16 protein-coding genes and 1 riboswitch are annotated in these 14,909 nt (G+C 51.0%); all 16 genes read left to right on the forward strand.

All coding sequences use genetic code 11. From position 1 onward, the window contains the following. Positions 1-493: 493 nt before the first annotated feature. The 16 genes from A7K91_RS23230 to ribH all read left to right on the forward strand — a co-directional run bounded on the left by A7K91_RS23230 (position 494) and on the right by ribH (position 14,909). Positions 494-1,216 carry a response regulator transcription factor gene (locus A7K91_RS23230; RefSeq protein WP_068686881.1) on the forward strand — a complete coding sequence of 241 codons (723 nt, stop codon included), beginning with the start codon at positions 494-496 and terminating at the stop codon, positions 1,214-1,216. Then, entirely contained in the window at positions 1,216-2,154 is a 939-nt protein-coding gene (locus A7K91_RS23235) for a sensor histidine kinase (protein WP_082967704.1), read from the forward strand. The genes A7K91_RS23230 and A7K91_RS23235 overlap by 1 nt, the downstream gene beginning before the upstream one ends. A gap of 109 nt (positions 2,155-2,263) precedes the next feature. Then, positions 2,264-3,187, forward strand: coding sequence for an ABC transporter ATP-binding protein (locus A7K91_RS23240; protein WP_068686882.1), 924 nt, complete (start codon positions 2,264-2,266; stop codon positions 3,185-3,187). Then, on the forward strand, positions 3,180-3,872 hold the full coding sequence (locus A7K91_RS23245) for an ABC transporter permease (RefSeq protein ID WP_068686883.1): 693 nt from the start codon (positions 3,180-3,182) through the stop codon (positions 3,870-3,872). Before A7K91_RS23240 ends, A7K91_RS23245 begins: the two co-directional genes overlap by 8 nt. A gap of 141 nt (positions 3,873-4,013) precedes the next feature. Beyond that, positions 4,014-5,198 (forward strand): D-alanyl-D-alanine carboxypeptidase family protein, encoded by a 1,185-nt coding sequence (locus tag A7K91_RS23250; protein WP_068686966.1) that lies wholly within the window; start codon positions 4,014-4,016, stop codon positions 5,196-5,198. Positions 5,199-5,404: 206 nt separating this feature from the next. Beyond that, the gene (gene spoIIAA, locus A7K91_RS23255) at positions 5,405-5,758 is read left to right on the forward strand and encodes an anti-sigma F factor antagonist (protein ID WP_068686884.1); all 354 of its coding nucleotides are present in this window, start codon (positions 5,405-5,407) and stop codon (positions 5,756-5,758) included. Beyond that, positions 5,755-6,201 (forward strand): anti-sigma F factor, encoded by a 447-nt coding sequence (spoIIAB, locus tag A7K91_RS23260; protein ID WP_068686885.1) that lies wholly within the window; start codon positions 5,755-5,757, stop codon positions 6,199-6,201. Before spoIIAA ends, spoIIAB begins: the two co-directional genes overlap by 4 nt. A gap of 19 nt (positions 6,202-6,220) precedes the next feature. Continuing rightward, on the forward strand, positions 6,221-6,976 hold the full coding sequence (sigF, locus tag A7K91_RS23265; RefSeq protein ID WP_068686886.1) for an RNA polymerase sporulation sigma factor SigF: 756 nt from the start codon (positions 6,221-6,223) through the stop codon (positions 6,974-6,976). A gap of 99 nt (positions 6,977-7,075) precedes the next feature. Continuing rightward, positions 7,076-7,726, forward strand: coding sequence for a stage V sporulation protein AA (locus tag A7K91_RS23270; RefSeq protein ID WP_068686887.1), 651 nt, complete (start codon positions 7,076-7,078; stop codon positions 7,724-7,726). Further along, the gene (locus A7K91_RS23275) at positions 7,719-8,147 is read left to right on the forward strand and encodes a stage V sporulation protein AB (RefSeq protein ID WP_068686888.1); all 429 of its coding nucleotides are present in this window, start codon (positions 7,719-7,721) and stop codon (positions 8,145-8,147) included. Before A7K91_RS23270 ends, A7K91_RS23275 begins: the two co-directional genes overlap by 8 nt. Before the next feature lie 30 nt (positions 8,148-8,177). After that, positions 8,178-9,920: a spore germination protein gene (locus A7K91_RS23280; protein WP_068686889.1), complete on the forward strand. Its 1,743-nt coding sequence runs from the start codon at positions 8,178-8,180 to the stop codon at positions 9,918-9,920. Between the two features lie 181 nt (positions 9,921-10,101). Then, a complete protein-coding gene (lysA, locus tag A7K91_RS23285; protein ID WP_068686890.1) occupies positions 10,102-11,433 on the forward strand; it encodes a diaminopimelate decarboxylase in 1,332 nt (443 codons plus the stop codon). A 53-nt stretch (positions 11,434-11,486) separates the two neighbouring features. Further along, positions 11,487-11,918 carry a peptidylprolyl isomerase gene (locus tag A7K91_RS23290; protein ID WP_068686891.1) on the forward strand — a complete coding sequence of 144 codons (432 nt, stop codon included), beginning with the start codon at positions 11,487-11,489 and terminating at the stop codon, positions 11,916-11,918. A 32-nt stretch (positions 11,919-11,950) separates the two neighbouring features. Further along, a riboswitch (FMN riboswitch) is annotated at positions 11,951-12,133 on the forward strand. 290 nt (positions 12,134-12,423) lie between these two features. Next, positions 12,424-13,089: a riboflavin synthase gene (gene ribE / locus A7K91_RS23295; protein ID WP_068686892.1), complete on the forward strand. Its 666-nt coding sequence runs from the start codon at positions 12,424-12,426 to the stop codon at positions 13,087-13,089. 21 nt (positions 13,090-13,110) lie between these two features. Continuing rightward, complete coding sequence (locus tag A7K91_RS23300; protein ID WP_068686893.1) at positions 13,111-14,379, forward strand: bifunctional 3,4-dihydroxy-2-butanone-4-phosphate synthase/GTP cyclohydrolase II; 1,269 nt, start codon at positions 13,111-13,113, stop codon at positions 14,377-14,379. A 59-nt stretch (positions 14,380-14,438) separates the two neighbouring features. Beyond that, on the forward strand, positions 14,439-14,909 hold the full coding sequence (gene ribH, locus A7K91_RS23305; RefSeq protein ID WP_068686894.1) for a 6,7-dimethyl-8-ribityllumazine synthase: 471 nt from the start codon (positions 14,439-14,441) through the stop codon (positions 14,907-14,909).

The raw sequence follows: 14,909 nt of genomic DNA on the forward strand, positions 1-14,909 counted from the left end.
CTCCAAGTGTTCCAAAACGTCTTGAGCAGCTATCGCTTTTTACTGTAAATTTAAGGAAGCGTTATGGGTCAAGCGTAGTCATCCGTGACCGTTATAAATGGTAATCTCGCCAAAAAAAGGTTGTAACGGTCACAGATGTCCAATAGAGCTATCCGGCCCAACTGATTGGTTAAAGCGGGTAAAAAGAACTGCGCCGGCAGGATAGAATATGGTTAGTCTAGCATGTACAGTCGCACTACAGGAAAGAGGATTGTCAGTGTAGCAGGACCAGCCATGCCCGGCAGGATAGAATATGGTTAGTATAGCATGTACAGACGCGTCTACAGGAAAGAGTATGGTCAGATTAGCGTCAGAGTAGCAGGACCGGCCACGCCGGCAGGATAGCGTATTGTCAATGGAGCCGCTTTAGCTACAGGTCTTGTCGGGTTTGCTCGGTTACTATAGGATAAAAGAAGCAGGAAAGATATGGACATTAACAAAAGAGGGATGCAGGATGGAACAGACGAAGGAGCAGGCAAAAAAGCTGGCGATTTTGCTGGTTGAGGACGATACTGAAATTAGTGAAATGGTGGCCGAGCATTTGAGACTGGAAGGACTTGCGGTGGTACAGGCGTTTGATGGGAATGAGGCGTTAAGGCTGTTCCGGGAACAAGGCTTTGACCTAGTATTGCTGGATTTGATGCTGCCGGAAGTCGGCGGTATGGATGTGCTTCAGGTTATCCGCATGGACAGCACAGTGCCCATTTTGATTATGTCGGCCAAAAATGGAGATGTGGACAAGGCGATTGGACTGGGCTTCGGCGCCGATGATTATATAGCCAAACCGTTTTCCATGATCGAGCTTACAGCGAGAGTAAAGGCGGCAATTCGCAGGGCTACCCGATATTCAGGCGGGACAGCTAAGGAAAAAGCGGTGCATCGGATTGGAAAGCTGTTGATAGATCAGGACAATTTTACCGTAACAAAAGAGGGAGAGATGGTACCATTGACCGCCAAGGAGTTCCAGATTTTGGCGCTATTTGCGCGCAATCCAGGCAGAGTATTTAGCAAAGGTCAATTATACAGCGCGGTTTGGGATGATCCTTATTTGGGCGATGAAAATGTAATTAATGTACATATTCGCCGGTTGCGCGAAAAAATTGAAGATGATCCTTCTTCCCCGGTGTATATTAAAACACTCTGGGGAATCGGCTATCGTTTGGGAGAGCTGGACTGATGATGATTATACTTATACTAATTGTGGTTGCGCTGTCGGCGGGGCTTGTATTTGCGCTTTCCAGAATGGCGGGGCAGCGTGCGGGCATGAACTACATAACGAGCAAGCTTGAGGAAATAAACCGGAGCGGGACCCCCGTTCAATTGCTTCATCCATCGGATGACCCCGATATTCAGGCGCTGCTGAATGCCGTCAATATATTTTTGACCCGAAAAGATAAGGAAGCGGCTGGATTCAAATTGACGGAAGCCGCCATGAGAAGGATGCTGGCAAATGTGTCGCATGATTTAAAAACGCCGTTGACGGTTGTTTTAGGTTATCTTGAAACGCTGCATCGCCGCCCTGAGTTAGCGCCGGACAAGCGGGAAGAGCTGCTGAAAAAGGTGTATGACAAAGGGCTGGAGGTCATTTCGCTGATGAACCGCTTTTTTGATCTGGCGCTGCTTGAAGCCGGCGACCGCAAGCTGGAGCTAACCCGGGTGTATATGAATGAAGCATGCTCCGCCAATTTATTGGCCTTTTATGAGCTGCTGGAATCGCAGCAGATCAGGGTGGAGGCAGAAATCCCGGAGCAGCCGCTTTATGCATTTGCCAATGCGGACGGTCTTGATCGGATTTTGAACAATTTACTATCAAATGCGGTCAAATACGGGAGCGCCGGGCGGATGCTTGGGCTTAAGCTATACGCCGACCATGAATGGGTATTTTGCGAGGTTATGGACCGGGGCAAAGGCATTTCGGAGGAACATGCGGACCATGTGTTTGAGCGCCTTTATACGCTGGAGGATTCCAGAAACAAAAAGTATCAAGGCAGCGGACTAGGTCTCAGCATTTCCAAACGTCTGGCGGAGGAAATGGGCGGAGAGCTTCAATTGCGCAGCAAGCCTTACGAGGAAACGGTATTTGTCCTGCGTCTTCCCAAGGCTGCCGGACCGTGACCATTGCAGCTTAAGAAATAAGTAAGATACTCGTAAAGAAAAAGATAAGCCTTCCCGCTAAGATAGAAAACAAGAGCCAATGACGTATATTGTCCAGGGAGGTAAAGCAATGAGCTATATTATTCACACATCGAGGCTGACCAAGGCCTATAAGGGCACAGAAGTGGTATCGAATGTCAGCATGCATGTCAAAAAGGGAGAGATTTACGGTTTTCTAGGCCCTAACGGAGCAGGTAAAACAACAGTTATGCGAATGTTGACCAATCTGATAAAGCCGACCGCAGGCGATATCCAGTTATTTGGGGAGCCGCTGCTGCCAAATTCCTATGAAACGCTGAAGCGAATGGGAAGCATTATAGAATTTCCTATATTTTACGATAAGCTGACTGCTGTCGAAAATCTGGAGCTTCATTGCCGCTACATGGGATATTTTCGCAAAAATGCCGTCTCCGAAGCATTGGAGCGCGTTTCTCTGGAGGGTATCGCGGGCAAGCCGGTCAAGGAATTTTCGTTAGGTATGAAGCAGCGTCTCGGGATCGCCAGAGCAATCATTACCAGGCCGGAGCTGCTTCTGCTGGATGAGCCGATTAATGGCCTCGATCCTGTAGGCATCCGCGAAATGAGGACTCTTCTTGACTCGCTCAGCAAGGAATATGGCATGACCCTCCTCATATCCAGTCATATCCTGGGAGAAATAGAGCAAATAGCAGACACTATCGGGGTGCTGGACAAAGGAAGGCTTGTACAGGAGGTTTCTATGAACGTTGTCAGACTGATGAATGCAAATTACACCGAGCTGATTACGCCCGATGTTAAAAAAGCGGCGTTTGTTCTGGAGCATGAGCTGGCAATTTCCAATTTCAAGGTGAGCGGCGAGCGCGAATTGCGCATTTATGATGCAGGCATGTCTTCCAGCGAGCTTTCCAAAGGGCTGATTCAGCACAATGTGCCTCTGGACTCCATTACTGTTAAAGCCAACTCGCTTGAGGATTATTTTCTGGAACTGCTGGAGGGAGGAAAAAAACATGCTTAGTTTAATGAAGCTGGAAATACAAAAAATAAAATTCAGATGGTTTCCCCCAAGCGCTTTCATTATCGTGCTTGTAATAGTTGGGTTGTCGATGCCGCTTTATTTTTCCGACGCAATAAACGAATTGCCTGAGTTTGGAACCTATGAGCAGCTGTTTGCGATGATTGGCACCTTTACACGCGTGGCGTTTGTTGTATACGGCGGGACCTTAATTAGCCGTTTGGTTATAAGCGAATATAAAAACAAGACCATTTCTGTGTTGTTTATGTACCCCGTCAGCCGGAAAAAGCTGCTCAGCGCCAAGCTGCTGCTGGTTGTGCTGTGGACCTTTAGCGCGATTGTAGTCAGCACCGCTCTTATCACTTTCATTTTTTTGATTCTGGATCGGCAGTTAGGCAAAATTCCTGAAGCACTTACGCAGAGCCATCTGGTTGAGCATGCCATTCAGACCGTTGTCCATGCAGCCGCATCCGCCTGTATGTGTTTAATCTCCTTATTTTTCGGCATGAGGAAAAAATCGGTTCCTGTCACCATTGTATCGGCTACTATTATCGCTGCGATTGTAAACAGCAATAATGGCAATTTTACATTAAGCTCCATAGTGGCCGTGCCGTTGACATTAGCAGCGATTGGCCTAGGCATTGCCTGGCTCACGATATCTAAAGTGGATCAAACGGATGTTGTCTGATTACAGCCTGTGTAGCCGTAAATAAAAGGAAAACGATGGAATAATTTAAAGCGCAAAGGTCAACACTGAATAGGAAAATATAACCGCTTTTCTTTCAGGAGGGACTGCGCTTTGAAAAAGACTTTAAAAATAGTAACCGCCATGCTGGTGGCATGTACCTTGCTTCTGCCTTCGATAGCAGGAGCTGAAGAGAAGGCGCCGGCACAGGATGGAAACGCCGCAGGTAATGCTGCCGGGAATCAGTCGGCTATTCCCGATTTGGCGCCAAGCGCAAATTCGGCTATTTTGATGGATGCCGATACGGGCACCGTCATTTTTGAAAAAAACAGCCATACCAAGCTTCCGCCGGCCAGCATTACTAAAATCATGACGATGCTGCTCATCATGGAGGCGCTCGACGACGGTACGATCAAGCTTAGCGACAAGGTAACAACCAGCGAATACGCCGCATCTATGGGCGGTTCGCAAATTTTTCTGGAGCAAGGCGAAGAGATGTCGGTCGAAGACATGATCAAGGGTATTGCGCTTGCTTCCGGAAACGATGCTTCGGTGGCTATGGCGGAAAAGCTGGCGGGAACGGAGGCCCAGTTTGTCGCCCGCATGAATGAGCGCGCAAGGGAGCTTGGCATGAACGACACCCGTTTTGTCAATCCCAACGGACTTCCCGTGGAAGGCCACTATTCCTCGGCGCATGATATCGCCGTTATGTCGCGCGAGCTGCTCAAGCATCAGGAAATTACGAAATATACCGGCCTCTATCAGGATTACTTGCGGAAAACGTCCGAGAAGCCGTTTTGGCTCGTAAATACAAACAAGCTGGTTCGCTTCTATAGCGGGGCCGACGGCTTGAAAACAGGTTATACAAGCGAAGCAAAATATTGTTTGTCCGCAACCGCGCTTCGGGACGGTCTGCGCGTAGTCGCCGTTGTTATGGGAGAACCAACAACCAAGCAGCGAAACAGCGAGGTTTCCCAAATGTTCGACTTCGCCTTTGCTCAATATATGAATTATCCCATTGTTGAACAGGGAGAGGACATAGGAGCATTGACCATACAGAAGGGCAAGGAATCCGTCCTGCCGCTCACGGCCGAGCGTTCCTACAGCGTGCTGCTCAAAAAAGGGACGCCAACAAACGATATCCGCTACGAGCTTAAGCTGGAGGACCATGTAAAAGCACCCGTGAAGGAAGGCCAGCCGATAGGCAAGCTTGTTGTTTATCAGGGCGGGCAAACATTAAAGGAATTTGAATTGACGGCGCCAAAAAGTGTCGGCAAGGCGGGCTGGTGGCAATTGTTCCAGCGCTCCTCGCATAGCCTGTTCCATTAAACCAAAACAACCCGCGCCGGCTAACGGCGCGGGATTCTGTCTTTGCGTTTTTTGTCGCATTTGCGGCAATGGCGGAGGTCGTATTTGTCAGCTTGTAGCGGCCTGCTTCTAGTTTTGTCGCCATGCAGGAATAAACGGCGGCGGTGAAGAATCCCTTCTCTCATACCGGCGGAATGAGATGAGGCTAAAGGAGATGAAGGGTGCATATGAGTCTGCAAATTGATTTGGAGCATCGCCGCAATGTGTTGATTGTGCGGCTGCAAGGCGAATTAGATCACCACACGGCGGACAAGGTGAGGTTCAAAATGGAGGAGGAGCTTCTTCGGGATGGAGTCCGCCATGTCATTCTGAGTCTCAAGGACCTGCAATTTATGGACAGCTCGGGGCTTGGCGTCATTCTGGGACGCTATAAGCAGGTCAGGGCAAAGGGAGGAAAAATGGCCGTTTGCGATGTTAATCCAGGCGTTTACCGGCTGTTTGAGCTATCCGGCTTATTCAAAATCGTGGACATCCATGACAATGAAAGAAGCGCAATCACCAGTTTGGAGGTGGTCTCATGAACGGAACCAATACAATGACCCTTTCATTCAGCGCGCGTTCGGAGAACGAAGCGTTTGCCCGAATTGCCGTTGCTGCATTCGTTTCCCAGCTCGATCCTACGCTGGAGGAGCTAAACGATCTCAAAACCGCGGTTTCCGAGGCGGTAACCAATGCTATCATCCATGGCTACGACAACGACCCGTCAAAGCTGGTCAAGGTTGAAGCCAGCATTGAACGCGATACGGTGGCCATTGTTGTGTCGGATGAAGGCTCGGGCATCGAGGATGTCGAGCTGGCCCTTCAGCCCTTGTATACATCCAAGCCGGAGCTGGAGCGATCGGGCATGGGATTTACCATTATGGAAAATTTCATGGACCGGTTCGAGGTAGCCAGCTCGCTTGGAGGAGGAACGACTATATCCATGCTGAAGCGTATTGAATCAAAAAAAGCGCTCTATAACTAGAGTATAGGGGTTGAGCCTCATGGATGTTCATTTGAAGCAGTCAGCCCAGCCTTATTTGGACGACGCAGAGGTCAAGCGGCTGATCGCGCTCAGCCAGTCGGGCGATACGGTCGCCAGAGATACGCTGGTAAGCTGCAATATAAGGCTTGTATGGTCGGTGGTCCAGCGTTTTATTAACCGGGGGTACGAGCCGGAGGACCTGTTCCAGATCGGGTGCATCGGGCTGCTGAAGTCCGTCGATAAATTTGATTTGTCTTATGATGTCAAGTTTTCTACCTATGCGGTTCCTATGATTATCGGAGAAATCCAGCGTTTTCTGCGCGACGACGGCACATTGAAGGTCAGCCGGTCATTGAAGGAAACGGCAGGCAAGGTGCGCAAAATGAGGGATGAGTTGTCCAAGACGCTTGGCAGGCTGCCCACTATTTCGGAGGTAGCCGAGCGGCTTGGCATTTCACCGGAGGACGTCGTGTTTGCCCAAGAGGCCAACAAACCGCCGGCTTCGATACACGAAACGGTTTTTGAAAATGACGGCGATCCTATTACGCTGATGGATCAAATCGCCGATGATTCCCAGGAGCGCTGGTTCGATAAGCTTGCCTTGACGGAAGCAATCGGAGGGTTAAGCGAGCGGGAACGGTTAATCGTATACCTGCGGTATTACCGCGATAAGACACAGTCAGAGGTTGCCAGCAGGCTTGGCATCTCCCAGGTGCAGGTGTCCAGGCTGGAGAAAAAAATATTGCAGTCCATTCGGGATCAAATCGCTTTATAGCGGTTTGGTCCTTTTTCATGAAATTGGTTGAGTATCCTTATCCTCCGCGTTCCATACTAACCATGTCAGTTCAAAAAGATAAGCGGAGGGGATGATTTGATGGACGCAGCCAGCCATCCCGTTCTCTACCTGCGTCTCAAAAGACGGATTTATATCAAAACCGGCCATGAGGTCATGCTGGGTCAAGCCGCCAGACTGCTGACGGATGACGAGGAGCTGGAGGAAAGGCTGAAACGGTTTCCGCTTTATCGCCATCGTCAAAGCGACGGAAACCGGGTCGTGATCGATTTGCTTCAGATTGTAAGAGCTCTGCGCAAGGAGATTCCGGATTTGACGGTTGAAGCCTATGGTGATCCCCAGGTACTCGTTATGGTAGCTGACAAGCCGGTAAAACCCCGATATGCGATATTGGTTTTTGCCTGGCTGCTCTTGTTTTTTGGAGCGGGCTTGGCGATTATGAACTTCCATACCGACGTCAGCATGAAGGAAGTCCATATTCGCATTGTGGAGCTGATTACGGGCCGGCGGACGGAGCATCCGCTATGGTTCCAAATTCCGTATTCGCTTGGGGTCGGATTAGGCATGATATTGTTTTTTAATCATTTGTTCAAGAAAAAATTCAATGAAGAGCCTAATCCGCTGGAAGTGGAGCTGTATCTGTACCAGGAAAACATGAATGATTATGTTATCGCGGACGAAATGCGCAAGCAAGCCGATCTGGACCAAAGCGGGAGCAAGGAACATGGGTGAGCTGGCGATTAATCTGTTTCTTGTGCTGCTTGGCCTTGCCGGGGGACTGGCCGTAGGCAGCGGCATGGTTGCCCTCCTGATCGTTTTCGATTTAATCCCGCGTCTGGCCCAGCTGGCGAGGGCTTTCCGCAAAGCCGTATGGTTTGAAACGGCCATTATCGCAGGTTCCCTGTATTGGACCTTTGCCGATTTTCTGGACTGGCGGCTGCCTCTGGGTTTTGTCCCACTTTTGGGGCTGCCGGGACTTCTGGACGGCATTTTTATCGGTATGCTGGCGGCGGCATTAACAGAGGTTATCAACGTTTTGCCGATTCTGGCTAAACGAATGGGCTTGTCCCAATATATGTTTGCGCTTGTTATGTCGATGGTTTTGGGCAAAACGCTTGGTTCGTTGTTTGATTGGCTGATTTTTCAGTGGTGACGGGATGAAACTACTCCGGAGGCGATAGGTATGACAGATATGGAACAGGACAGGGAGCAGGCTGCGGGGCGAAACGGGAAATCCGGCTGGATGCCCGGCATGCCCGAGGAACAACGGATGGAGGAGAGAGGAGCGCTGCAAGGCTATTCTGGCATGAATACGCATACCGGCCCATCTGAAGAAGCCTCTGAAGCATATAAGAGCGAGGAGGCCAACGGGCAAAAGGCGGGCCAGTCCTCCGGCGGTCAAAAGGGCCGGGGAGGAAATGCAAAAGAAGCGTCAGAGGGCAAGGGTGAGGATGCGGAAAAGCAGGCAAGGCCAATTCCCTCTAAGCTCGACGAGGTGCTGAAACGGCTGGAGGATGAAGTCGGCTTTAAAACAAGCTTTGACATTGTTGTCCGCGAGATGACGTTCGGGGAGCGGAAAACGGCGCTTTTTTGCATGAACGGGCTAGTTAAGGACGAACTGCTTACAGAGGTGCTCAAACGGCTGACCTATCTCCAGCCCGATGATTTGAGCAGCGACGCGCTTCACATGTTTCTGGATCATTATGTGCCTGCGGCGCAGGTGGAGCGGGAAAGTGACTGGACGATGCTCATTAACAGCGTTTTGGCCGGAGGAACGGCGCTGTTTATTGATGGAGAGAGTACCGCATTGCGAATCGACGCCAAAAATTTTCCAGCACGCGGGCTGGAGGAGCCTTCGCTGGAGAAGGTGGTAAGGGGCAGCAGGGACGGTTTTATTGAAACGCTTATGGTTAACGTTTCCCTGGTCCGCAGACGCCTGCGCGATCCCGCGCTGAGATACGAGCTTGTCCAGATCGGCGAACGGACCAAAAGCGATGTTTGCATTGCCTATATAGACGATATTGTCGACAAGGAGCTGCTGAAATCCATCAAGGATAAAATCGGCTTGGTCAAGGTCGACGGATTGCCGCTTGCGGACAAGCAGCTGGAGGAGGCGACGATCAATCGGGGCTGGAGTCCGTTTCCGCTCGCCCGATATTCCGAACGTCCCGATACGGTTGCCGCACATTTACTGGAAGGCGCTGTCGCTATTTTCGTGGATACCTCGCCCAGCGTCATGACGCTGCCAACAACCTATACCGATTTGATGCAGCACGCGGAGGAAAATCGCCAGACGCCGCTGATTGGCACTTATTTGCGGTGGGTTCGTTTCGCCGGGGTGCTGGCATCGCTGTTTATGCTGCCCTTGTGGCTTCTATTCGTTTTGCATCCGGAGTACAAACCTCCAATGCTGGAATTTATCGGTCCCAACAAAACCGGTAAAATTCCGCTGTTTCTCCAATTTTTATTGGCGGAAATCGGGGTGGATTTAATGAGGATGGCCTCTGTGCATACCCCGTCTTCCTTATCAACCGCCGTCTCGCTGGTTGCAGCCATTTTGATTGGCGATATTGCCGTGCAAACCGGTATTTTTGTCAATGAGGTCATCCTGTATATGGCTATTGCAGCCATCGGCATGTTTGCGACGCCGAGCTACGAGCTTAGCTTGGCTAACCGGATAGTGAGGCTGATTTTACTCATCTCCGTCGCGGCCTTTGAAGCTCCGGGCTTTATGATCGTTTGCACGCTTATCTTTATTATGCTGGTTATGGAGCGTTCCGTGAACCGTCCCTACATGTGGCCGATTATTCCCTTCGATGCTAAAGCCTTATGGAGCATCATCATTCGCAAGCCGGTTTTGCATAACCGGACAAGGCCCAACATTATGCGGGCGCAGCAATCGGAAAAGCTGCCGGAGGCGGAGTAGCGGCGGCGATATTTAATGGCCTCTTATGGAGCCCGGATTTCGGACAAAGGGCGCCATACCCAAAAATACAAATGAAATGCGAATTTATCCATTTCGGGCGCGGAAGGATTGCGTTATACTGATGCTATAAGATGCAAATCATATCCGTTTTAGGTAAGCGGAAGAAAGCTGAGGGTAACCAATGTATCTGCATGGAACAAGTAAAATTAATGACAAAGGCCATCTTGAAATAGGCGGTTGCGACGTTACGGATTTGGCGCAGCAGTTTGGCACGCCGCTATATATCGTGGACGAGGAGCTCGTTCGCCAGCGCGCAAGAGAATATGTGGAGGCGTTTAAGGCATCCGGATTCAAGTTCCAGGTGGCTTACGCAAGCAAGGCGTTTAGCGTTATGGCTATGTGCGCCATCGCGGAGCAGGAAGGGCTGTCACTGGACGTTGTGTCCGACGGCGAGCTGCATACAGCGCTGCAAGCGGGCTTCCCGGTACAGCGCATCCATTTCCACGGCAACAACAAAACGCCGGACGAAATCAATATGGCGCTGGATGCTAATATCGGCTGCTTCGTAGTGGACAACTTCCACGAGCTTGCTCTGCTTAACGCTCTTGCGGGCGAAAAAGGCAAAAAGGTCAATATCCTGTTCCGCATCACGCCTGGCGTCGAGGCGCATACACATGATTATATTTCTACCGGCCAGCAGGATTCCAAGTTTGGCTTCGATCTGGGCAATGGCTCGGCCAAAGCTGCGATTGGACAGGCGCTTGAGCTTCCTAACCTGGAAATTCTCGGCTTGCATTCCCATATCGGCTCTCAAATTTTCGAGGTTGAAGGCTTCCGCATGGCCGTTGACAAGGTTGCAGACTTTGCGGTTTCCATCCGCGAGGAATTTGGCTTGACCTTTAAGGTCATCAACTTGGGCGGCGGCTTCGGCATTCGTTATGTTGAAGGCGATACGCCGCTTCCGCTGGGCGAATATGTAGCCGCTATTACAAATGCCATCAAGGTCAAATTCAACCAGGCAGACTTCCCGCTTCCCGAAATCTGGGTGGAGCCGGGCCGCAGCATGGTTGGCGATGCGGGTACTACGCTGTACACAATCGGGACAAGCAAGGATATTCCCGGCGTACGCAAATACGTTGCTGTTGACGGCGGCATGACGGATAATCCGCGTCCGGCTCTGTATCAGTCCCGTTATGAAGCTATTTTGGCTAACCGCGCCAACGAGGCAATTGAAGAAACCGTGTCCATTGCCGGCAAATGCTGCGAAAGCGGCGATATGCTCATTTGGGATCTGGAGCTGCCGAAGTCGGAAAGCGGTGATTTGCTGGCCGTGTTCTGCACCGGCGCCTACAATTACGCCATGGCAAGCAACTATAACCGGATACGCCGTCCGGCTGTTGTATTTGTCAAGGACGGCCAGGCTGACCTGGTTGTTAAGCGCGAATCGCTTCACGATATCGTCGTAAATGACGTCATTCCGGCCCGCCTGCAAAAGTCTGCACTTGCGAATTAAAGATAAAATTGGTAACGTATCTTTATTCGGTATAGAAAGGTAGATGTTTAAACATGGCAAAACAAGCAAAGATCAAATTGGCAAGCGGCGGCGAGGTGCACCTGGAGCTGTTCGACCAGGATGCGCCAAATACTGTTGCAAACTTTGAAAAGCTGGCAAGCAGCGGTTTTTACGACGGCTTGACCTTCCACCGCGTTATTCCGGGTTTTGTTGCCCAAGGCGGCTGCCCGACAGGCAACGGCACGGGTGGACCGGGCTATCAAATCAATTGCGAAATCAACCCTAACAAGCACGAGCGCGGAACGCTTGCAATGGCTCACGCCGGACGCAACACTGGCGGCAGCCAATTCTATATCTGCTACCAGCCGCAGCCGCATCTTGACGGCGGCCACACGGTCTTCGGCAAGGTGACTAAAGGCATGGAGTTTGTGGATGCTCTTAAAAACGGCGACAAAATGGAGAAGGTTGAAGTTTCCGCCGAATAGTGGTAAGATGCTAACCATATCATCAATAGCAAGCTTTCCTTCGGGGTCGGGTGAAAGTCCCAACCGGCGGTGATCGGAGCGAGCCGGACAAAACGGGCAACCGTATGTCCGGCGCTCTCCGTCAGTCCGTGACCCGGATTGAACGAATTGTTCAATGCGGTGGACCTGGTGAAAATCCGGGACCGACAGTATAGTCTGGATGGGAGAAGGAGGAGCTTCGGCATTGCGCAGACCAAAATCCTGCTTTATTTCCGCTTGTGCTTTAATTCACATTAGCGAAAATTTCCTGGATTTTTGGACAGCTTCGCGAGACGTTTTTGTCCTGCGCAAAAATAGACTGGATGCTCACAGCCTAAAAGGCGGTGAATGGTCTATTTGTCGTTGTTCTTATTTTCTTTGAACCCCCTCGGCAAGCTGCCTGGAGGGGCTTTTTGCGTTTCTGACCGTTCAGCGAAGGAATCGCCGGATGATTAGAGCGTTATATTAACGGGAGGGGGAGACCTTTATTTTTACCGGACTGGTTGAGGAAGTCGGAGTCATGAAAGGCGCAACCCGGCAAGGTGAAGCCATGCGGCTGCTAATTGGAGCAAGTCTCGTTGTCGACGGCGTCAAGCTGGGGGACAGCATTTCCGTAAATGGCGTATGTCTGACCGTTACCGCCTTCGATCATCATTCTTTTGCTGCAGACGTTATGCCCGAAACATACCGGAAATCGACCCTGCATAGCCTGAAGCCTGGCAGCGCGGTGAATCTGGAGCGGGCGATGAAGGCGGGCGACCGGTTTGGCGGCCATATTGTACAGGGGCACGTGGACGGCACCGGTGTAGTTGTTTCCAGACGAAGGGATGCCAATGCGGTTGTTTTTAACATTTCTCTTCACGACAACGAAAGCCTCCGTTATATCATACCTAAAGGCTCCATTACGATTGACGGCATCAGCTTGACGGTGGTAGACGTGTCTGAGGACGGCTTTTGTGTTTCGATTATACCGCATACCTTGGCGGAAACCGCTCTTCAGCAGCGTCAGCCTGGCGAAGCGGTTAATATTGAATGCGATATTATCGGAAAATATGTCGATCATCTGCTTCATTTCAGCACGCCGGAGCAACGTGGCCGACGCAGCGCCTCCAAATTGACAACGGGTTATTTGGCAGAACACGGCTTTTTGTAAGGGACATTGGGAGGGGATTGTATGACGGAAGAAAAACAAGCGTCGTTTGACACCATTGAGGAGGCCGTAAAGGATTTGCTTGCGGGCCGTCCCATAATTGTGGTAGATGATGAAGACCGGGAAAATGAAGGCGATCTGGTTGCTCTTGCGGATAAATCGACGCCCGAGGTGATCAACTTTATGATTTCCGAGGCGCGCGGCCTAGTCTGCGCTCCCATTACGGCAAAGCGCGCGGAAGAGCTGGATCTGCCGCCAATGGTGAAAAAAAATACGGATTACCACGGAACAGCCTTTACCGTATCCGTCGATCATATCTCCACGAGTACGGGCATTTCCGCGTACGAGCGTTCGGTTAGCATCAAGGCGCTGATTGATCCAGCGGCGCGTGCGGAGGATTTCCGCCGTCCGGGTCACATCTTTCCGCTGATTGCCAAGGAAGGCGGCGTATTACGCCGCGCGGGGCATACGGAGGCGGCAATTGATCTGGCTCTGCTGTGCGGGGCGAGCCCTGCGGCTACGATATGCGAAATTATTAAAGAGGACGGGACCATGGCGCGCCTTCCCGATCTTGTTCTTTTCAAAAACAAGCATGGCCTCAAAATGATTACGATCGAAGAGCTGATCCGTTACCGCAATGAAAAGGAGCAGCTGGTGGATCGGATCGTGGATGTGACTATACCGACTGATTTTGGCGTTTTTCGCGCCGTCGCGTATACGAACAAGGTAGACGACAAGGAGCATGTCGCTTTTGTGAAAGGCGAAATCAAGCCCGATCAGCCTGTGCTCGTGCGCGTTCATTCGGAATGCCTCACCGGAGACGTGTTCCATTCCCATCGCTGCGACTGCGGACCGCAGCTGGCCGCCGCGATGAATCAGATCAATGAAGCCGGCTCCGGCGTATTGCTATATATGCGCCAGGAGGGCCGCGGCATCGGCTTGATCAACAAATTAAAGGCGTATGCGCTTCAGGAGCAGGGATTGGATACGGTCGAGGCGAATATTAAACTAGGCTTTGCTCCCGATTTGCGGGAATACGGCATTGGCGCTCAAATTTTGAGAGATCTCGGCATCACTCAAATGCAGCTTATGACCAATAATCCCCGTAAAATTAAAGGGCTTGAAGGGTATGGCATTGAAGTTGTGGACCGTGTGCCCATCCAGATGCCGGCCAACGATAGCAACCGCGGTTATTTGCGCGCCAAGGCTGCCAAAATGGGGCATTTGCTAAAGCTGGATGAGCTGGAGCAGAGAGCTGAAGAAGGAAAGCCTGCATCGCCGCAGCATTTGTAATTCAAGATTCCATGAGCGAAAGTTCAGTTTCTAATACAAGCAGAGGGGAAGTAGCAGACATGGCAAAATATTATGAAGGACATTTAGTATCTAATGGGTTGAAATATGGCGTTGTTGTGGGCAGATTTAATGAATTCATCTCCGGGAAGCTGTTAAGCGGAGCTTTGGACGCGTTCAAGCGTCACGGAGCGGAGGACGATGATGTGGAAGTGGCTTGGGTGCCTGGTGCCTTTGAAATTCCGCTTATTGCCCAAAAGATGGCGGAAAGCGGCAAATATGACGCTGTCATCACGCTTGGCGCCGTCATCCGCGGATCGACGCCGCATTTTGATTATGTGTGCAACGAAGCGGCCAAAGGCGTGGCGGCTATTGCGCTGAAAACCGGCATTCCAACCATTTTTGGCGTTTTGACGGTCGATTCCATCGAGCAGGCGATTGAGCGCGCGGGCACAAAAGCCGGCAATAAAGGCTATGAAGCGGCTGCCAGCGCCATCGAAATGGCCAATTTGAGCAAGCAGCTTCAAGGATAA

It is taken from the genome of Paenibacillus oryzae (genome assembly GCF_001675045.1).
Classification (GTDB): Bacteria; Bacillota; Bacilli; order Paenibacillales; family Paenibacillaceae; genus Pristimantibacillus; species Pristimantibacillus oryzae.